The sequence below is a fragment of the Phyllobacterium sophorae genome, from assembly GCF_003010965.1.
GTDB classification, from domain to species: Bacteria; Pseudomonadota; Alphaproteobacteria; order Rhizobiales; family Rhizobiaceae; genus Phyllobacterium; species Phyllobacterium sophorae.
On sequence record NZ_PGGM01000014.1, the window covers coordinates 155,066 to 174,038 of the forward strand.

Here is an 18,973-nt window from a genome sequence, read left to right on the forward strand (position 1 = left end):
CTGGCGCTGTTTCAGCGGCTTCTAATACCGGAAGAAATGGGACCTTGATGCGTCTTATCCGATGGTTGCGCCAAATTATGCGGCAACTCGTTCACAGCTTGCAGTTAAAATGGGGCTTGGCAAAAAGTCGGGGAGGGCTCGTTAACTTAGCCATCGTGATTGGATGCCGCTCGAAAACAGCATGAGGTTACAAGCAAGTCGCCGGCAGGCTCTCAGGGGATCGATTGGGAGCTCTGTAAATGATTAACCCGCATGCGTCAGGGGACCTTCTTAGCGCCGATCCATCTCCCGCAAATCGGCGAGCGCTTGAATTGCCGCTTCCTCGCGCGTCATGCCCTCTATAATATACTTGATAATCAGACGCTCCTGAAACTGCAGCTCTTCCACAGTGTGTTGGTCTAAGGGGCTGTCTGGGGATTTGGACTTTCGCTTCATGGCCACTCCGCCTTTTTTTCAGCAGGAATGTTGTCAGGAAAAAGTGGCATTTTATTCATGATGCCATGAAGCGAAAATTATGCTCAGCGCGCTGATAATGGTTTTTCAAAATCTCAATCAGAGAGAATTTTGAATGTCAGCTTAGCGTTCAGCATGTTGCTGACAGTGGAAAAACAAAAATCGGAGCAGGGAGAAGCTGCTTTGGTAGAGAAGGCCTCCAATTCCTGATCTTTCAACTCTCGAAGCTGCAGAACGTCATGACCATTTTCACCTAATGACGCCCGCTTGGGCAGGCCACGAGCTGACAGAAGAATTGCAGTGCGGCGATCAGTACGAGCTTTGCAATAGCCTGAGACTTGTCCGCCTTCCCCCGAGGGAACAATAGGCTTCCTCCTCTGCCGAGGTCGCCTTTCGGGCCCGAAGCGGCCGCTCGTGCCAAACCAGCCAATGTCTCCAACGCGTGGAGAGCGGTCGTCGCCAAGCTGATCCCCGAATGACGTGTTTCGGGCCGCATTCCGGACGGGCAGATTCCTGCGATTAGGATCGCAGACGTTCAACTGCGGCCGGGTGGTGTACTGACCGAAGCGGGAACTGATTACCCCGCTACATTGTATATCTTGGCAAGGTCGCGTAGATCCCAGTTCCCGCCAGACAACACCGCACAGACTTTTTCATCGGGCTTGACGTCTATGCTGCCCGCCAACAGTGCTCCGACGCCAATCGAGGCGGCTGGTTCAGCGATCAATTTCGCATCCTTGGCAAGAGCGCGCATCCCGGCGATGATGTGTTCGTCTTCAACAAGAACAATCTCGTCCACATACTTTTCGATAATCGGATACGGGTTTTGACCGGGAACGCTTATCCTCAAGCCATCCGCAATAGTGTTCTTCAAGGGAAGCGTTGTGCGCTCCTTGTTTATCCGGCTGTGAAAATACTTCGGTGTCAAGGCGGGCTCTGCCCCGATAACGCGCACCGATGGTTTCGTTTCTTTTATAGCGGTAGCGATTCCCGAGATTAGGCCCCCGCCGCCTACGGGAACGATGAGGGTATCTACATCGTCCAGGTCCTGCAGTATTTCACACCCGATCGTTCCCTGACCGGCCATCACGATGGGGTCCTCAAAAGCGTGAACAGTCGCGTATTTGTTTTCTTCAGCAATTTCATACACCCTTTTCCATCTGGCGGCGGTGTCGCCATCGAAAAGAATGACTTCTGCCCCGAGGGCTTTTGTGTTTTCGATCTTGATTTTGGGCGTGGTGACCGGAAGGACCAGTATCGCTTTTACGCAAAGCATCCTGGCGGCATAAGCAAGCCCTTGGGCATGATTGCCCGACGACGTCGCAATAATGCCGTTTGCGATCTCTCCTCTCGAGAGCGAGAGAGCCTTGTTTAGGGCGCCGCGGATTTTGAATGCGCCAGTAATCTGCAGGGTTTCCGGTTTGAGATATAGCTGACAACCAGCGGCTTTCTCTATTTTGTCTGCACGCAATAGCGGCGTGTGCCTGACGTGCGGTTTCAGCCGTTCCTGAGCTTCACGGATGTCCTGAATGGTGGGGTAGTTGCGCATAGTCATTACTCAAAAAACTGAAAGAAAGTGCCGACGTTATTGGCTATTGCGTTCTGATAGATTTTGCCGGCTGTCGTATTGTCTTGTATGGCCATCCCCGTGGAATCGAAAATCGTGATTTCGTCATCACTTTCTCGTCCAGGCTTTCTTCCCAACAATACCTCGCCGATTTCGCCATGGATGTCGTCTTTGGCGATGATGTTTTTATTCAGCGGGTGCCAAGTCTCGCCCTTTTCTGTGCATTGCGAGATCGAGTCGACGATGATTTTCGCGTTCCTGAAGAGTTCCGGATCCAGCTCCTGCTTGCCGTGTTGATCTGTGCCGATTGCAACGATGTGTGTACCGGGCTTCACCCAATCCGCTTCCACAAGCGACCCTTTCCCGCGGGTCGTCGTAATCAAGATATCGGCCTGCTCAACGGCTTCTTTTTTGGAGTTTGCCATGATTACAGGAATGCCAAATTCGCTTTCGATATCCGTCTTGTATTTGGAAAGCGTATCCGGGTTTCTGTCCCATGCGTGGATCTCTCCAATTTTCATGATCTCGTTGATCGCCCGGATTTGCATTCTTGCCTGATTTCCTGTCCCGACCGATGCGATCGTCCTGGCGTTCTTCCTCGCCAGGGCTTTTACGGAAACTGCTCCAGCCGCTCCGGTTCTGAGGCCAGTGATCAAGCTTCCGTCCATAACGCAAATCAACGCACCGCTCCTGGCATCAAACAGGAGAATGGTCCCCATGCCATTAGGTACCCCGTGTGCTGCCGGGTTATCAATGAACCCACCAGAAGACGCCTTCATGGAGATCACTTCATTGGCTTTGTAGTAACCAAGCTTGAAGTCAATTTCCCCACGAGGCGATGGGAGATGCATCCCTATATAATCAGGTTGTTCCACCTGATCGCTGTTAAAGGCTTTGTATGCCTCTTCCACCGCGCCGATGACTTCTGTCATACCGATTAGCCGCCTTACTTCATCCTTCTTAAGCAGCATCGTTTTCATGCCTGACCTCTCTATTTTGGGTTCATGGGATGCATCGGCACAGTACGCCCCGTACCGCAATCACCATAGTGGGTGAGCGGCGAGACTAGTGGCCGCATTCGCCGCGACCGGAAGCAGATTGTTCTGTATCGGATAGGGGCTTTGGCAGAGAGTTGCGGCAGGCGTCTGGCCGCAGCCGGATGTGCAGGGCGCCAGTAGCCACGGCACTTGAGGGTTGGTTATTCATTCCGAATGTGCGTTTGAGAGAATCGCACATATCTATCGTCTGCCGCCGTTAGGCGTTTCGAAAGTCGCATAATGGCTCATCCGGAACCGCAGTTTAAGAATGCAGTATCCAGGACCTCGTTGGTTCGAATCTTTTCAAGGCGTAGAGAGCCAAATAACGCATACGCACCCTCCAATCATTATTGTGGTCGCATTAATGACTGAGATGGGGCCGCTTCCGGTCAGGCAGCTTTCAAGAACCGCCCAGCGAAAGCAGACGTTTAGGTCGGCTGCCGTGATGTCTGGGACTGGCCCAAAGCGGATCTTTGTTAGTCGTTGGATGCGGCGGTGAAAACTGCTGGCTGGGTGGCAGAAGCGCGGTTGTAATACGCTCCGGACAAGGTACAAGCTAGTTCCAACCGGCGCTAAATATTTACGGCGGGAACGCACGTCGTGTACAAGGCCGGTGCCTTGCATCAATGGAATGGGAAGGTGGACTCACCTTCCCTTAGCACAGAAGCAGCCTTTATTTATACACTGGCGCTGCAGTCGGTTCTGCCATTGGCGGAGGCGCTTTTCCTTTGCCGATTGATCCGCAGGCACTTAAACTCATAGCTGTTAGTACGGCAACGACGGTGATCAGAGCTCTATTCATTCGAAGATCCTTTTCATCAAGTTGAAGTAGGCCAACCACTCCAGGCTACTATGGAAAGTGTTAAGAACTGGTCGTCGGATCGGGAACGTATGGATATTTTTAGAGTGCGGGATCAACTCAGAGGGCGAAAGGCAAAGCAATTGCTCCTAGAGACTGACCTGAATTTCACCGAGGTTGCAGTCGGGGCTCTTGGGCACCAAAACACTGAGCAGAGCTTTCATAAGGGAAGGTGAGGCTTTGCCCAGGCAGCAGCGCGCTGCTCGGCGTTAGCTCGATCCGCGTCGGACCAATGATAAGTTTTGCCCCATCTTCTTGTCCGTTTATGGTCGACACTCACGTCCATCAATTCAAGATAGCGAATTGGTCATCATTCATTCGCGGAGTTTAACGTTGCTGAGCCACTGCTTGGGAGCGTGGTTGTTGGCCAGTCCATGGTGATCGCATTCAACACAGCGTTCAACGCCGTCGCGCTGCTCTTCGTATTTGCAGTGCCAGTGCTGTTGACGATCAAGATTGGACTTTCAAGACACGCGAAAGCTGCTCACTCGCATTGACCAACTGTTTGACAGGACTGTGTACCATGACCTCGAAAACCCGCCTGTCTAACCGGTCCGAGCGTTGTGCTCGCATCCCGCATTTGCCGCAAACAGCGTCTGCGAAACATGCGTGGGTGTGCAGCGAGACGACAACTTGGTTGCATATGTTTGAAGGCCGCCCCGCGATAGCCCGTAGACCCCCAGAATACCGACCCGAGTTGAGTGCCTTGGCCCAGGCCGTGAGCGTTGAAATCCACCCGGAGGGACTATCGAAGGTTACAGCTGCAGTGGCCGAGCAACGCATGCGTTCAATGGCCGATTTGCTCATTCAACTCTTGTTAAAGCCGATCAAGCCTTGATCAGCGGTTATGCGCCCAAAGAGCTGTCATAGTGCAACCAGCGGAGCTGAAGCGGATTTACGCACGCTGCTAAACACCGTAAAACACCGCGGAGGAGGAAAATTATGTGGCAAACAGCTATTGCGTTGCTGGTCTTGGTCCTGGTCGCCAATTCACCAGCCTGGGACAGGTGGTATCAATAAATTTTTGTCGGGCAATGGCGAGGCTTCTCTTGCTTGTCTTCCTCGCTGGCTGTGCCACGGAGCGCGCGGAGGTTGCAACGCTGCCCGTTACTGCGTCGCCGGCGTTGCAAAGCAGCCAGACGGCTCAGTACCGGCAGAGTTCCGGAGCCTTCGACCTCCTCTACGTTACCGACCGGGGACCTGTAACTGCTCCGGACAGCACGTTGTCCTACGGTGCCGAAAGAGCCATATTCTTGAGCTTCGGATCGGTGTCGACCATCCCGACACGCAACTCTCCCTCCAGCAAAAGTAAGTTTCGTGTCAGCGGCATTTCCGAGACCGGACGGTTTCCGGCGACACCTTACGGCGTCGTGGCGACCGCGAGCGGGCCACGCCGTCCGCCGACGGCAGTCGCGGCCCATGAACAGGCTGCCGCATTGCTGCAGGGCGAAGTCGCTCGCCGTCTCGCAACAGCCAAACGTAAGGAGGTCGTGGTCTTTATTCACGGATACGGCAACAGTTTCGACGACGCTGCGCTCGCCACAGGTGAGATTTGCAGGACCCTGCAGAACCAGTTTGTCTGCATTGTCCTGACATGGCCTGCGGGGGGCTCCCGCGGCTTCTTCTTTGGCTACAACGTCGACCGCGAGTCGAGCGAGTTTGCAGTCGCGGACCTCAAGAAAGCTATTCGCATCATCGCCGAAACCAAGGGTGTCGAGCGGCTTCACCTTCTGGCGCACAGCCGCGGAACCGACGTGCTCGCGAGTATAGTCCAGCAACTCGCCATTGAAGCTTATGTCAGCCGGTCCTCGCTTTGGCAGCGCTACAAGATCGCGAACGCGGTGTTTTTCGCTCCCGATATTGATCTCGATGTGGCTTCTTCCAAGCTGTTCGCGTGGGTATCTGACCCGGACCTTCCTTTCGGCAGCAAATCAAGTCCAAGCATGTTCCCGCCGCAGGGCCCTATGCATCTCACGGTCTATTCTTCACCTGGAGACAAGGCGTTGGGAGTATCAACATTGCTCTTCGGCAGTGCCTTGCGGCTGGGGCAGCTCGCGGTCGCAAGGATTCCCAAGGACAGGAGCGAGGCGGCGTCCCAATGGGCAGGGGCCAACATGGAAGGGCTGGTCGATTTCATCGAGTATTCAGGCGGCCGCGGCTTTATCGGCCATAGCTATTTCTTGTCCGATCCGGCGGTTAAGGCGGACTTGGTTGCGCTCATCCGCGACAGAGTCAAGGCCGGCGATCCCCGTCGCCAACTCGTCGAAATCAAACGACCTTTCTGGAGAATCTCGGATGTCCAGCAGGCCTCGCAATGACTGTGTCCCGAAATGACCTTATTGGCCCGGGAAGGGGCCACCAAGGATTCGTGAAAGGGTCGCCTTGTTCTCCGAACGCTAGTAGCTAATCGCCGACGAAAGTGACCGTCTCGGCGAGCGGGGCGCGGCCCGTACGGGGAAAACTTACCGCGGGGTCCTCGTACCCGATCGACATGCCGCAGAAGAGGATGAGCTCCTCCGGGGGTGACAGGGCCTCCGCGACCGTCTCGCGAACCTGCGACCACGCCATCTGCGTGACACTGTGCAGTCCTTCGGCGCGAAGTAGCAGCATGATGGTCTGCAGATACATGCCGACATCGGCCCATTGGGGCCGACCCAGGTCGCGGTCGATGTAGCAAAACAGGGCGGCGGGCGCGCCGAAACAGTTCCAGTTGGCGATGGCTGCCCGCTGGCGCGCCTCCCAGTCCTCGCGCGCAATGCCAAGCGCGCTGTAGCGCTCCTTGCCGAAAGCGGATCGGCGCTCCGCGTACGGAGACTTCAGCTCGGTCGGGTACATCTTGTACTGCCGCTTGTCCCAGGGGTCGCCGTGGGCGACGCGCTCGACGGCGTTCGTCTTGAGCTCGGCCAGCGGCGCGCCCGTCAGCACGTAGGTGTTCCACGGCTGGATGTTCGATCCGGACGGCGCCCAGGCTGCGGCGGACAGCACGCGCTCAAGCACCTCCCTCGACACAGGCTCGTCGGTGAATCCGCGCACCGCCCGGCGGCTTTTGACTGCTTCATATACGTCCATGATCGCCTCCTTACCGCCGGCCATTCATTTCGTTCAACGCCATGCGGTCGTCTAGTTCGGACCCTGATCCAACAAGCGGTCAATATTCCCAAGGCCCCGGCACCCAACGAAAGTGGTCGCCGGCGACCGCCACATGGCAGACTGACGGGAACGACAGGTGAGTGGCCACCAGCGATTCGCGATTCGCCGCAAGCTCCCGCAAAAGACGGACTCTAACACGGGCCGCCTCCTCGGGATCGTGTTCGAAGCCGTTGAACCAGTCGGGATGTTCGAACCCGACTTCGAACACGGCGTCGCCGGCGAAGGTCAGCCGGTTGCCGCCGGATGCGAGGCGGACCACGCTGTGCCCGGGGGTGTGGCCGCCCGTGCGTTGGACAACAACCCCCGGCGCAATTTCGTACTCGTCCTCGAACGTCCGCAGCCTACTGTGGTACTCGTTCAAGAACCGCTTGCCCGTCTGCCGGAGCGCGTCCGGGAACCCCGGCGGCATGGAGACGCGGGAGAAATCGGGCGATTCCCAGAACTCTGCCTCGGCGGCCGCCACGTGAACACGCAGGTCCGGACGCAACAGCTCTTTCACCTCGTCGACGAGCAGCCCACCACAGTGGTCCATGTGCATGTGAGTCAGCACCACGTCGGTCACAGATGAAAGATCGAGGCCCGCGGACTCCAGTCGCTGGGCCCACTGCCCGGCACGCGGCAAGTCCGCGAACTCTCCCCCTATCCCCGCATCAACGAGTATGGTTCTGCCGCCGCTTCGCACCACGACCGCATTCAGCGGCCACTCGAGCACATCCGGCGGAAGGAACTGGTCCTCCAGCCAGGCCGCCCGGACGGCCGGGTCGACGTTGTGGCCCAGCATCGCTTCTGGCAACGATAGCACCCCATCGCTGACCACCATTACGTCAATTTCGCCAACCTTGAGCGCGTAGCGCGACGGAACCAACTCGTGGTCCGGTCTACCATGGAAGTGCCTCGCGCTCACTGTGTCAGCGCAGTGCTTGATCGAGGGGTGTGGGGTTTTGTTCGAGCTCATGTTGGCCTCCTACTGACGTTCCCATTTTTGATGGTTACTTTACGCCTTTTGCAGTGGAGATTGAACCAGCCTGTGGTATAGGCTGCTTATATCCAACGCATAAGCGTCGTTACCTGCGCTAGACGCTCCCTTGAGTGTCTCTAAAGGGTTGTAGGCCGACACGTGTTATTCGGTAAAAGGAGCGTCCATCACAAGATCGACAGCTGAAACGGCCGCGTAACCTTTGACGAAACGGGTGCCGAAATCGCGGGCAAAGTTGTCATAGGTTGTCTCAGGTCTGACCTCCGCGATATGACAGAAGCATTTCGACATGCGGCGTTTCATCTGCAGGCGAGGAAATTCCTCCACAACCTTCGCGATTTCGTCGGGAGGCAGCAGATCGTATTGCCAGCCGATCACATCAAGGCAGATACCGGCTGTGCAGAGCGCAACCTCGGCCTCCTTGAAGAGGCCGATTGAGGCCGTCGAGTTCAATGCGACACTGTCCCAGATCAACTGTGCCCGGCGTTCGTCGAAACCGGACTTCCTCGCAAAGGTTCTGGCAATATCGGCGGCTTCAACCTCGAAGCGTCTCGGCCCGTTGAAGCGCTCGTTCAGCGTGATGTCGTGGAGCAGCGTCCCGACGGCAACGACCTCCGCGTCGTGTTCGATGGACTGAATTTGTCCCAACCGTGCCGCAAAGAGCCAGGAGCGGACAACGTGGTTGAACAGATACGGTTCACATCGCTCCCGGGCATACTCCATCACTTGGGTCACAATCTGCGTGTCGGGAACCGAAATTCCTGCAAGCATACGGCTGTCGGTTGCGTTCATGTCCGTTTCCAGTATTTGTTGGGGAAGGGCGGAAGCCGTCCTTACCTCGTAGTTTGTAGGGTCCTTCGCTGGTATCGATGGCGTTTCGGACGATGTCTAATCGGCCATGGAACGGTACAGCCAGTCGACATAGCTCAGCGAACCGGCACGCGCTCCCGCGAGCGGCAGCAATGTGTCATCGTTCAGTTCGACGCCGTAGTAGCGGGCGCTGTCATCGGTAATCACCTGGCGCGTGTCTTGGTTTGCCGTGAGGTGCATACGGGCAATTTCGTCGAGACCGAACTGGTCGTGCCCGCCGATCTCCATGGTCACGTTCCTTGGTTTTCCCATCGCCAATTCGGTCAGCATTTCAGCGACATTATCCGCAGCTATCGGACTTACCGATGCCGACGGGAGCCGAAAAGCGTCTCCCTCTGCTCCCATGTCAACCACGCCGCTGATGAACTCAAAAAATTGCGTGGAATGGAGAATTGTGTAGGGCCGTCTTGCCGCCCGGATGAGATTTTCCTGAACCATCTTCGCGCGGAAATAGTCACTCTCGATCAGGCGGGGTGTCCCCACCACAGAAAGCGCGATGTAATGTTTGACGCCTGCCGAGGCAGCCAGAAGATTCCGGGTGGAAGCCTTGAAAAAATCGAGCGCCGTATCGTCGCCGAACGACGCGGCGTTGGTGACGTCGATGAGAACGTCGGCTCCCGCTATCGCTGCTCGGAGGCCCTCCCCCGTTGCACTGTTGACTCCGAGCGAAGGGGACGCCGTGACTACTTCGACACCTGTCTCTTCAAGTTTTTCTACGAGGTGCATCCCAATACGTCCGGTCGCTCCCATGACCGTGATTTTCATCGACTTGCTCCCTCCACCGTGCCTCGAATAGAGGTATGGTTTCGCTCTGCCAAACCGCTGACAAACATCCGACCATCGCTTTCTTGAGAATCACTCCACCGGCAGGACGACCGGAGCGTCCTTGTTCTTGAGCAGCACAACAATAAATTTCGCTGGTTCGGTCGTGCTCGCATTGCGGCTGACGAGGTGAATGTCGGAAGGACCTTCGTAGAAGGTCTCTCCCGGCGATAAGGTGATTTCCTTTTCTCCCTTGACCTGCATCACGATCGAACCCTCGAGAACGTAGACGAACGCATTTGCGTCGTGCTTGTGGATGGGATCGGAACCCCCTGGCCCATACTCGACCGAAATCATCAGCCCCTCCTTGCCGGGATAATTTGGAAGGTCCTTTTTCATGAGGTCCGTGACCTTCGCTGTGTTATCTGCGGCGGCGGCAGGCAAAGCGCCAAGCAGACAAACTGAAGCTGATACAAACAGCGTTAACAAAGCTGACTTCATTGTCGTATTCCCTGTGGTTGTTGACGCATGTAAATTTTGGCTGAAGACAATCGCCAAGGTGTTGTCCGATGATTGGCTTATTTCGGCTGCTGGGATTGACGGTACCAATCCTCGAAGTTGATCTTTCCGAGCCGGGCCCCACCTAAGGGCACAAGCGACTGATCGTTGAGCTCAGCGCCGAAATAGCGCGCGTGGACGTCCGCCTCGACCGTCCGCGGATCGTTGGCCGCTTTCAGGTACCGGGCAATGATTTCGTTCATGGGAGCGCGCTCTGGCCCCGCAATCTCGATCGTGCCGTTGCTCGGTTTCGCGACGGCGACGTCCGCCATCGCATCGGCTACGTCGTCCGAGGCGATGGGCTGGAAAGCGGCGGGTGAAAGACGCGCGACGGTACCAACGGTTCCTCCATCGGCGATGCCTTTCAGGAATTCCATGAACTGGGTGGAATGAACAATCGTATAGGGGATCGGCGATTCCTTGATGAGCTTCTCCTGGGCAAGCTTGGCCCTCATATACCCGCTTTCCGGCAACCGCTCCGTCCCAACGATCGAGAGGGCGATGTGATGCTTGACGCCTGCCTTGGCTTCGGCGGCAAGCAGGTTGCGGCCGGATGTTTCGAAGAATTCAAGGACGGCCTTGTCTTCCCACGAAGGTGAGTTTGCAAGGTCAATGACGACCTCCGCACCGACCAGCGCTTCCGCCAGGCCTTCGCCGGTGATGGTGTTGACGCCAGTGTTGGGCGACACGGCAAGAACCTCGTGCCCCTTGTCGCGCAAACGCGCGGTGGTCTTGGACCCGATAAGCCCAGTCCCGCCAATAATGACTATTTTCATAACGGATCTCCCCTCGTTGCGACCCTCACGGGGCCAAATGACTCGATCGCATCGGAAAATGACTGGGGAGACAAAGTCATTCCATCGTGCAGAGGGTATAGCGCTCTAGCCGCCAGGTTTAGGTGACCTGTCCTTAGTTATAGAGTGATACACATGATGCACGGGCTGACGAAAACTGCCCGTCGGTTCAAACGCCGTACTTCACCCCGTCATTGCAGACAGAGTACCACCCGTGCACTTTTTCGACTATAAAAAAACTCTCATGCATTGTATGCGACGCAGCTTCACGAGATACCCCTACGCATAATACCGTTCGATGCGGAAGCGAGGTTACTCATTTACCCAGCAACAAGGTTCGACCACGTACTGGCGGAATCCCCAAACGACAATCTGCGCAACGACGGTAACCAGCAACGGGAAGTTTCAAGCTATCAGAACGGCAACAATGCGCTACTGCGGCCAGCAATAATCATATCTGCGCCATCGGCTATGGCCGAAAAGCAGTCCTTACTCGGTCAAAACCTGCAGCATGTGGTCTGAGTAAATCTATTTCAATAATGCTTGATCCGGTGTCGGATTGACAAAGCCTCGTTCGACCTAAGGACCATGCCAGATGGGAGTCTGCTAATGGGGCAAACATGTCGTCGCGTCAGACAAATGCGGTGGCTGCTTTCGGGAAGAGGAAACAACAGTTGGTATGACCGACAAGAGGGCGCAAAGCAGTCTGATCGGTTGCGAAAATGCGGACCTTCTTCGAAGCAAGCCCAAGCGCAAGTCATGAGCCCAAAGGGACAATCGACTGGCGGGATCACTCCATGTAGCCTGCTGGCGGTCGAAACTCGAAGTCCCCGATAGACTTTTGAAATAGTCGTCATACAATCCGATCTCTGCGTCTTAGGAAGGCAATGTGAAATGTCCGAAGAACGGGCCCAGCGCCGTCTTGCCGCCATATTGGCTGCCGACGTGGTGGGCTACAGTCGCCTTCTGGACCAGGACGAGCAAGGAACATTGGCCGCGTTAAGGGGGCGGCGAAAGGAGATCCTCGAACCCCTGGTCCGCGACCGCCAAGGCCGTGTCGTAAAAGTGATGGGTGATGGCGTTCTCGTGGAGTTCGGAAGTGCTGTGAACGCTGTGTTATGCGCCGTCGAACTCCAGAAGCGGATGGCGGCCGCCAACGAGGGTATGCCTGCCGACCGGCAAATCAACCTTCATATCGGCATTAATCTGGGCGACGTCGTTGTCGAGGCCGGCGATCTGTTCGGCGATGGCGTCGTTGTCGCCGTGCGACTTCAGGCGATGGCCGGGGCAGGAGATATCTGTGTCTCCGGCGGCATCTACGACCAGGTCAAGCGGAAGCTTGATTGCGGCTTCGACGAACTCGGTCCGCAATCGATCAAGAACGTCGCCGAACCTGTGTCGGTCTACCGGATTCGGTTGTCGACCGCATCGGAAGATGGCGTGCCGGCGGACAAAGCGCCGCTGCCGCTCCCCACCAAGCCCTCCATCGCCGTCCTCCCATTTACGAACATGAGCAACGATCCGGAGCAGGAGGCATTTGTCGATGGCCTCACCGAAGACCTGATCACGGATCTGTCGAGAACCAGTGAGTTGTTCGTCATTGCCAGCAACTCGGCATTTGCCTACAAGGGCAGGCACATGGATGTGCGTCGCATCGCGCGCGAGCTAGGAGTGCGCCATCTTCTTGAAGGGAGTGCACGGCGGGCAGCGGGACGGGTGCGTATAAATGCTCAACTGATCGACGCGATCGCGGGTGACCATCTTTGGGCCGAACGATTCGACCGGAGCCTTGAAGATATCTTCGCTGTTCAGGACGAGGTGACCGGCAAAATTGTCGAAGCTTTGGTGGGCCGCCTGATCGCCGCGCCGGCGCGCAACAGACCAAGCAACCTGGAAGCCTATGACCTCTGTGTGCGCGCGCGGGCCCTTGGCCTGCAAACGGCGCTCACCGCGAAAGAAGCCATTTTCCTGCTGAACCGGGCAATCGCGCTCGATCCGGAATACGCGGAGGCGCACCGTTGGCTGGCATTGAACCTCTGGCTGGGCTGGGAGTTCTGGGACGAACCGATGGATCCCAACCGCGCAAAAGCCCTTGCCGAAGCACAGCGCGCGGTCGAACTCGACCCGAACGATGCAGGGAATCGCTGGGTATTGGGCGTAATATTGGGCCACGAGAGCCGCTGGGCGGATTCGGATGCCGAATTCAACGCCGCCCACAAGCTGGACCCCAACCACGCCGACGCATGGGCGATGCAGGCTGAACTGACGACGGAAAACGGGCGGCCTGCGGAAGCCATTGAGCAGGTGCGGAAGGCGCTCCGGCTCAATCCTCACCCGCCCGGTTGGTATTACTGGATGTTGGGCCAGGCTCAATATTCCATCGGCGACTACAAATCATCGGTCCAAACGCTGCGCAGGCCCGAAACTTATCGCACGACTTCACGACGCCTGCTGGCAGCGAGTCTGGCGCAGCTTGGCCGCTTGGAGGAGGCGCGCTGGGAGGCGAAAATGTTCATGATAAGCAACCCGCACTTCACCATCCGGCACTGGTCGGCATCGCAGCCTTTCCCGGCGGAAGACGTGCGCCAGCATATCGTGGCTGGCTATCGCCTAGCGGGGCTTCCGGAATGAACCGCGTCTGGCAAGTCTCCCGAAGCCCGCCGCCGTTCGACTTCCGCTCCATGCTCGAGTCCCAATCTACCTTGGCGAGTGGCCGCTCTCCACCCCAGATCGGATGTTGAGACGGCCCGAGCCCAACGTGTGCTTTCGGGGATTCGGCATAGCCGCCGGAACGGCAGACTAGAGCGCGAAGCAGCCGTTGTTTGGCTCCCTTCATTCGCGTTTTGTCAGAAACGGCCGCATAGTAGCAAAGTGCAACCATGAGAAGTGAATGGGTCCGCAGCTCACCCGTCTTTTTGAGACTTTACCATAAGCGAATTGGTGAAAATGGGGGGCTGACATGGATTGTCGACATTCAAGCTACAATCCAAATTGTTCGAAATTCGCGTGTTATCGGCATATCAAAGGAAGGGTTTCTCGCAGCTCTTCAGTCTGAACAACCGGCGCCAAATCCATGTTCTCCGGCATACACCTGGTCAGGCCATGTCCTATTTCGCAATTGTGATGGACAATTGCCAATATGACCAACCGCGATCCTATCCACCATTCACTCTGCGCAATTCCTGCACAAAACTCCTGAAATTCTCCGCTTTCCCACCATACGCGCTCCTCGTCCCCTGCCTTGCCGCCTGCGCTCTGATGGCTGGTGGCTCGTGGATCAAGCAACGCCCTGCGCTGGCGCGGTGATGAGAGGTCCCTGGTTTATGGGCAAATGTTCCAACGGCCAATACAATCGCGATTCGGCCCGAAATGTGCGATGCTGCCAGCGCCGGTCCATGCGCGACCGATAACCGCGAGCTCGCTTCTTTCGTAGCAGACTGAGAAACAGTCGGACAGCGTCCTCTTCGCGGCTGAAGATTAGCACTTCATAGTTTTTCGCCCAAGCGGATCATTCCGCCGGGCTATTTCACGCAACACGGCATCAGCTGCGTATCGAGTCTTTGCAACGACGCGAGTTCTTAAATCCCTGAACCGTCGAGTTGCTCGGCGTCTTCGCCTTCCCAGGGTGAGGGCATAGAGGTGCGGTGGAGATTGGCCGAGGGCATCGGCATCCAGCACTTCAATTCCGGCTCGGCATATTCGACAACGCGGCCGGGTGAGGAATCGGAGGCGCGCCAGCCTTCGGCACCGAACTGGTCGCCATTAGACCAATACGCGAGATCAACTTCTGCCTGCCCCTGTTCGGACGGTCGGATCGTTACGAGGATTCGACTGCCGTCTTTCGGCGCGCTTGCCATGTGCCGCCAGCGCTCTGGCTCGTCCATCGTTTTTCCTCTTGCCTTGCTGCTGGTTCCAAGTGTCGCCTCGCCATCGAAAACGGTCAACCCAAACTTTTTGCAACCATCCTGCGAATTCACGCACACGGCCCGTATAAGGGTCGATAATTCGCGCGCCAGCTTTCTTCAAATAACAGGTGCGTGATTCCGATTCCGATCTGGGTGACATGGGACGCTTATAAAACAGCGCCGCTATAAGGATCGTATACCTTTACGCTACATTAGAAACTGACGGAAAGTGGGCGCTCATCGGCATTTTCGAAGGAACGTTTATCAACAAATCCCCAAGAATGCACGAGGCAAGGCGCAGACGATCTTACGTCCATCGGTTGAAAACAAGGCTTCTGGGGAGTCGCCAAAAATTGGTCAGCGTGGTGAAGAGGACGCTCATTTGCGCAACCTCACACCTGAGCCACCTTCCACCAACTCTCCATCGTTGAGGAGAGTGATACCCGCCTCTTCAAGCGTCCGCTTTACCAGCGCAACGTTCCCGGCGGAGCTCCGGTCAGGGCCAATTGCGTCATCTTCCATTCGTCGGATCGTTGTCAGCGACAGACCCGTTTTTTGCACGAGATCATTCTGTGACCAGTTTAGCAGCGCACGCGCTGCCCTGATTTGATTGGCGTCCACGTCAATCCTTGCTTTAAATTAGAGTAAACATTTTTTGTCCATCCATAAACAATTATTGTTGACATAGGCTGGTGGGCATGTTTGAATAGACAGAAAGTGTTCATATCAGAGGGGAAGCTCTTGTGCCAGACCGGGATGGTTTGGCGCACGTCGAAGGTTTGGCCAAGGTTACACTCCGAGCCGCTCTTGTAGTCAGTCCGGTTGCTGTTGCCGCCGCCTTTGCAAGCGGCTTGCGAGTTCATCTTGTCTTGCCAGCTCAATGGACGCCACTCCGACGTCTGGAACGTGAGCTGAGTATTTGCTGATAGTTCCGCGCTACAACGCGGAGAACCACAGGGGCCAGTCCCACCCTCTAGGACGGGGCAACTGGAAATTCGATAAGTTGAGGCTGTGCAAGGTGCTGGCGACACCGTGTCCAGCCTGATCACAAATCAGACTATCAGGGAGCTCGGATCGATGGCTGATTCTGAGAATAGCAGAACTTTGTTGCCAGTCACTCGCGGAGGGTTGCTCTCGGGTACGGAGATATGGCTCACGGAACAAATCGCTACTATGTCACCTGATTGTGACGTGACCGCTTCGAGAGGAGTGGATGAGCGGGTGCTTTACATGTGGCGAAAATGGATGGCGGCTCACAGAAAGGTTGAGCAGTTCTGCCGGGCGCAGCAGCGGCTTGAGCGTCGTCTGGTCAGAGCTATTGGCTTCCCTCGCGTTGAAATATTGGCAGCGGATATGGAGCGACCGGTCGTGGCATTTTCAGCGGATAAGATCGATACCCTACTTGGCGGGGCAACAGAGACGGCCGACGCGCGAAATGAGGCGAAGGCCGTTCTTCAGGCGCGACAGCACGCCTGGGACGCAATGGACGAGCGTCTGGGTTACAGTCGTGCCAGGCGTGTCGAGGCAGAGGCGGAGGTCCATCGGGACGAACTGGCGGAAGCCCTTTGGGCCGAGCGTGCCCAATCCGTCGCTGGAATTGTCGCGAAGCTCCATGCTGTTCTGCTGAGATTTGAGGACGACGGTCCCCACGTCGAACCGCCATGGCCGCAAATCCGGTCGATCCTGATGGATCTCACCCGCCTTGATGCCACCCGCTCTGGCCGTTCCGATGCGTGACCGCTCACGTTATCAACTGTTGGATAGCGCTTGAGCGGCTGCGCTTCGATATCTGCTGGGCAAGTCACCGTGCAAGAAGTTTTCCGGCGATCGCCTTCTCCAGGCTTTAAGTTTCTCACAGCCCTGTGAGCAGAGCTGCTTCAAGCGAACGACATTTTGTCTAACCTTCTCGATCCGGCGGGTTTCCACCCACAGTACGCCCCAGTCGAGCGCGCTTGTGCCCGAAGTCCTCGTGAGACCGGCCCTCGGACGGTCGTCATGGCGGTTACTAGCGTCGAATGTCTGCTTAATCGCATAGTGCATCGGCGTAGAGTAGGTGATCTGTAGTGCCATAGGCCATGATACTCTGATCGAAGCAGAACCTCTTGGAGAGTATCCGAACGAGGTATCGCCGATTGCACTTGGCAGGTAGGTCTATCCTGAAATCCCGCAGATCCGTCGACGGCATCGGTTCGGTGAACCTTGAATGTCCAAAATAGGAAATATTCTGGATCAGTTTGATGGCACCAGAATTTCCCACTTCGCCGCCCGTGACCGCGAAGTCTTGACCTTTTGTTTCATCCAAACCTGGATAGTCTCCTGCAGATGGAGGTTCCCCTGATAGCGGAATCGCTGTCGACTTGACCGCCACATTAAATCGGACATCGTCCCTCTGCGGAACGTTTCCATAACCGTTGAGATATCTCCAACGCACTCGAACCACGTGGGTTGCTTCGCTCTCACCCAACGGCAATGGAAATACAGCAATCGAGGTGTCCGTGGGTGCGGATCCGTCCCCTTGAGACTTTGATCCGGGGGCAGGACAAGGAGTATATAGAGGGCGATAACCGCATTCGGCCCCACCAGCGTCCCACAAGCAGTTACTCAACCGCCGCCAGTCCGCGGAACTTATAGCTGGTGGCAGTGCTGACAACTCGTTGCCGTTGCCGGGCACCATCCAGGGATGAATCTTGCCGGCCCCCGAACGAAGCGCCCAGTCCGTACGGCGAATGCCGACGCGTGCGTATTTTTTCTTCTCGTCCCGAAGCTCGAGTGCTTGCGCCCAGGTGGGTTTCGAAATCCATGGTTCCTGCGCAGCCGCATCTGCCGCGAAGCGGCGTCCCGTGATCTGCGTTGTCAACGTATGGCACGCTGTACAATTCCCTGTTGGATCCCGTATGGTCTTGGCGCGCCCGAGTTTGACATTGTGAGTGCTGGTGTAGCCCGAGCCGATGACACGAAATGGCGCGCGCTCGTTGCGGGGAGTTTCAGGCAGGTAGTCACCGAGACTGAAGGCAACTGCTCTCGGGTCATCCTTCCCGCCGAAGTAACCCACCCTGGCTTGTTGAGCATGCGGATTGATGACATACGGGTTCTTGTTATCGTGGCATGCGTAGCACTGAACCTGAAATGTCTGATCGTATAGTGCCTCAGCAGAAGCACGACCGACCCTGTCGGAATATGAATGGCCGCCTGGTGGCACAAATGGGCTTGACCAGTCAAACTCGCTCCGGTCTTTCCGTCCGTCGAAGAACACAATTTCACCAGTGAGGCTGTTGAAACCAATCGTTCCCAGAAGAGCGAATTTTGGATTCGACTGCTCCCAGTATGGAATCGAGCCCACCAGCAGGTTGGTGGTTGACTTGCGGCATAAAAATAGCCACTCCACACTGCCTTTGACAACGCGCTTCAAGCGCGAACTCGGACCACAGTAGGTGACATTTCCGGCTAGTGAGGGCTTGTCGCATTTCTGGATGCCTTTCGTCCATTTGACGACTTTGCCCGCGGCATCGCGATGTTCGAACTCCAGCGGGTGCCCCGTTTTTCCGGCGTTGGGCTTCAACTCCACGAGATTGCCTTCCACCTCCAAGGGGATCGTTTTCGCACCTTGTGCACAGTCTGCATCCGGAATCGGTCCAAACACGCTACGGGCCTCGTCGCCAAATCTGCTGATGACGTTGCTGCTTGCCGAGGCTGGCTCCCAAAAAAAATCGCCATTCAAACGTCGAACTGCTTCTTCGAATGACTCCGCCTCAAGCGTAGCGCGATCGGGCCCGAGGCCAACGAGCTGGACGTCACTTTTTTGCCGCTTCATCACGGAAAGCACCATCTCCCGGCAAGCCTGAAAGACCTGCAGGTCCCGCAGATACCTGTCATATATTCTACCCTGCGGGAGGACTTTGGCGGTTGACCCCGGTGGAGGAGAAGGAGCGATGCAGCCGGTCCATACATCGCATCTGCTGCCCTGTTGGCACACTTTTCCGCCGCCCCTGCCAAGCGCTGCATCAGCCATCCTCGAGCCGAGACGAAGGATTTCAACTGGTTG

Annotated in this window: 16 protein-coding genes and 1 pseudogene; 4 read left to right on the forward strand and 13 right to left on the reverse strand. The window is 56.5% G+C overall.

What is annotated here, in order from left to right; all coding sequences use genetic code 11:
• Positions 1–25: 25 nt before the first annotated feature.
• Positions 26–145, forward strand: a pseudogene (locus tag CU103_RS24550) (MucR family transcriptional regulator); the annotation flags it as partial.
• Positions 146–270: 125 nt separating this feature from the next.
• Here the strand turns inward: CU103_RS24550 and CU103_RS31575 are convergent.
• The 4 genes from CU103_RS31575 to CU103_RS32255 form a co-directional block, all read right to left on the reverse strand.
• The gene (locus CU103_RS31575) at positions 271–435 is read right to left on the reverse strand and encodes a hypothetical protein (RefSeq protein WP_162707369.1); all 165 of its coding nucleotides are present in this window, start codon (positions 433–435) and stop codon (positions 271–273) included.
• Between the two features lie 595 nt (positions 436–1,030).
• Positions 1,031–2,008: a threonine/serine dehydratase family protein gene (locus tag CU103_RS24560; RefSeq protein WP_210203833.1), complete on the reverse strand. Its 978-nt coding sequence runs from the start codon at positions 2,006–2,008 to the stop codon at positions 1,031–1,033.
• Positions 2,008–3,000 carry an ornithine cyclodeaminase family protein gene (locus CU103_RS24565; RefSeq protein ID WP_106666648.1) on the reverse strand — a complete coding sequence of 331 codons (993 nt, stop codon included), beginning with the start codon at positions 2,998–3,000 and terminating at the stop codon, positions 2,008–2,010. The genes CU103_RS24560 and CU103_RS24565 overlap by 1 nt, the downstream gene beginning before the upstream one ends.
• 730 nt (positions 3,001–3,730) lie before the next feature.
• The gene (locus CU103_RS32255) at positions 3,731–3,859 is read right to left on the reverse strand and encodes an ABC transporter (protein ID WP_106666649.1); all 129 of its coding nucleotides are present in this window, start codon (positions 3,857–3,859) and stop codon (positions 3,731–3,733) included.
• 1,001 nt (positions 3,860–4,860) lie between these two features.
• Here CU103_RS32255 and CU103_RS24580 point away from each other — a divergent pair.
• Entirely contained in the window at positions 4,861–6,234 is a 1,374-nt protein-coding gene (locus CU103_RS24580; protein WP_106666651.1) for an alpha/beta hydrolase, read from the forward strand.
• Positions 6,235–6,319: 85 nt separating this feature from the next.
• Here the strand turns inward: CU103_RS24580 and CU103_RS24585 are convergent, their stop codons facing one another.
• From CU103_RS24585 to CU103_RS24610, 6 genes are all read right to left on the reverse strand, one after another.
• Positions 6,320–6,985, reverse strand: coding sequence for a nitroreductase (locus tag CU103_RS24585; protein ID WP_106666703.1), 666 nt, complete (start codon positions 6,983–6,985; stop codon positions 6,320–6,322).
• Positions 6,986–7,064: 79 nt separating this feature from the next.
• A complete protein-coding gene (locus CU103_RS24590) occupies positions 7,065–8,021 on the reverse strand; it encodes an MBL fold metallo-hydrolase (protein WP_106666652.1) in 957 nt (318 codons plus the stop codon).
• 165 nt (positions 8,022–8,186) lie between these two features.
• Positions 8,187–8,834 (reverse strand): HD domain-containing protein, encoded by a 648-nt coding sequence (locus CU103_RS24595; RefSeq protein ID WP_106666653.1) that lies wholly within the window; start codon positions 8,832–8,834, stop codon positions 8,187–8,189.
• Positions 8,835–8,930: 96 nt separating this feature from the next.
• On the reverse strand, positions 8,931–9,677 hold the full coding sequence (locus CU103_RS24600) for an SDR family oxidoreductase (RefSeq protein WP_106666654.1): 747 nt from the start codon (positions 9,675–9,677) through the stop codon (positions 8,931–8,933).
• Positions 9,678–9,767: 90 nt separating this feature from the next.
• A complete protein-coding gene (locus CU103_RS24605) occupies positions 9,768–10,175 on the reverse strand; it encodes a cupin domain-containing protein (RefSeq protein WP_106666655.1) in 408 nt (135 codons plus the stop codon).
• Positions 10,176–10,252: 77 nt separating this feature from the next.
• A complete protein-coding gene (locus CU103_RS24610; protein ID WP_106666656.1) occupies positions 10,253–11,008 on the reverse strand; it encodes an SDR family oxidoreductase in 756 nt (251 codons plus the stop codon).
• 912 nt (positions 11,009–11,920) lie between these two features.
• Between CU103_RS24610 and CU103_RS24615 the strand changes: the two genes are divergently transcribed.
• Positions 11,921–13,657, forward strand: coding sequence for an adenylate/guanylate cyclase domain-containing protein (locus tag CU103_RS24615; protein ID WP_106666657.1), 1,737 nt, complete (start codon positions 11,921–11,923; stop codon positions 13,655–13,657).
• A 947-nt stretch (positions 13,658–14,604) separates the two neighbouring features.
• Here CU103_RS24615 and CU103_RS24630 read toward each other — a convergent pair.
• Both CU103_RS24630 and CU103_RS24635 read right to left on the reverse strand, forming a co-directional pair.
• Positions 14,605–14,910: a hypothetical protein gene (locus tag CU103_RS24630; protein ID WP_106666704.1), complete on the reverse strand. Its 306-nt coding sequence runs from the start codon at positions 14,908–14,910 to the stop codon at positions 14,605–14,607.
• 399 nt (positions 14,911–15,309) lie between these two features.
• Positions 15,310–15,552 (reverse strand): helix-turn-helix domain-containing protein, encoded by a 243-nt coding sequence (locus CU103_RS24635; RefSeq protein WP_245448985.1) that lies wholly within the window; start codon positions 15,550–15,552, stop codon positions 15,310–15,312.
• A 624-nt stretch (positions 15,553–16,176) separates the two neighbouring features.
• Here CU103_RS24635 and CU103_RS24640 point away from each other — a divergent pair.
• Positions 16,177–16,668, forward strand: a complete 492-nt coding sequence (locus tag CU103_RS24640) for a hypothetical protein (RefSeq protein ID WP_245448986.1) — start codon at positions 16,177–16,179, stop codon at positions 16,666–16,668.
• 286 nt (positions 16,669–16,954) lie between these two features.
• On the opposite strand, the gene CU103_RS24645 is transcribed toward CU103_RS24640, so the two are convergent.
• The gene (locus CU103_RS24645; RefSeq protein ID WP_245448992.1) at positions 16,955–18,742 is read right to left on the reverse strand and encodes a hypothetical protein; all 1,788 of its coding nucleotides are present in this window, start codon (positions 18,740–18,742) and stop codon (positions 16,955–16,957) included.
• Positions 18,743–18,973 lie beyond the last annotated feature (231 nt).

Excerpts from the sequence above, each read along its gene's own strand:
- CU103_RS31575 (WP_162707369.1), bottom strand. The coding sequence starts at position 435 with ATGAAGCGAAAGTCCAAATCCCCAGACAGCCCCTTAGACCAACACACT.
- CU103_RS24560 (WP_210203833.1), bottom strand. The coding sequence starts at position 2,008 with ATGACTATGCGCAACTACCCCACCATTCAGGACATCCGTGAAGCTCAG.
- CU103_RS24565 (WP_106666648.1), bottom strand. The coding sequence starts at position 3,000 with ATGAAAACGATGCTGCTTAAGAAGGATGAAGTAAGGCGGCTAATCGGT.
- CU103_RS32255 (WP_106666649.1), bottom strand. The coding sequence starts at position 3,859 with ATGAATAGAGCTCTGATCACCGTCGTTGCCGTACTAACAGCTATGAGT.
- CU103_RS24585 (WP_106666703.1), bottom strand. The coding sequence starts at position 6,985 with ATGGACGTATATGAAGCAGTCAAAAGCCGCCGGGCGGTGCGCGGATTC.
- CU103_RS24590 (WP_106666652.1), bottom strand. The coding sequence starts at position 8,021 with ATGAGCTCGAACAAAACCCCACACCCCTCGATCAAGCACTGCGCTGAC.
- CU103_RS24595 (WP_106666653.1), bottom strand. The coding sequence starts at position 8,834 with ATGAACGCAACCGACAGCCGTATGCTTGCAGGAATTTCGGTTCCCGAC.
- CU103_RS24600 (WP_106666654.1), bottom strand. The coding sequence starts at position 9,677 with ATGAAAATCACGGTCATGGGAGCGACCGGACGTATTGGGATGCACCTC.
- CU103_RS24605 (WP_106666655.1), bottom strand. The coding sequence starts at position 10,175 with ATGAAGTCAGCTTTGTTAACGCTGTTTGTATCAGCTTCAGTTTGTCTG.
- CU103_RS24610 (WP_106666656.1), bottom strand. The coding sequence starts at position 11,008 with ATGAAAATAGTCATTATTGGCGGGACTGGGCTTATCGGGTCCAAGACC.
- CU103_RS24615 (WP_106666657.1), top strand. The coding sequence starts at position 11,921 with ATGTCCGAAGAACGGGCCCAGCGCCGTCTTGCCGCCATATTGGCTGCC.
- CU103_RS24630 (WP_106666704.1), bottom strand. The coding sequence starts at position 14,910 with ATGGACGAGCCAGAGCGCTGGCGGCACATGGCAAGCGCGCCGAAAGAC.
- CU103_RS24640 (WP_245448986.1), top strand. The coding sequence starts at position 16,177 with ATGGCGGCTCACAGAAAGGTTGAGCAGTTCTGCCGGGCGCAGCAGCGG.
- CU103_RS24645 (WP_245448992.1), bottom strand. The coding sequence starts at position 18,742 with ATGAAGCGGCAAAAAAGTGACGTCCAGCTCGTTGGCCTCGGGCCCGAT.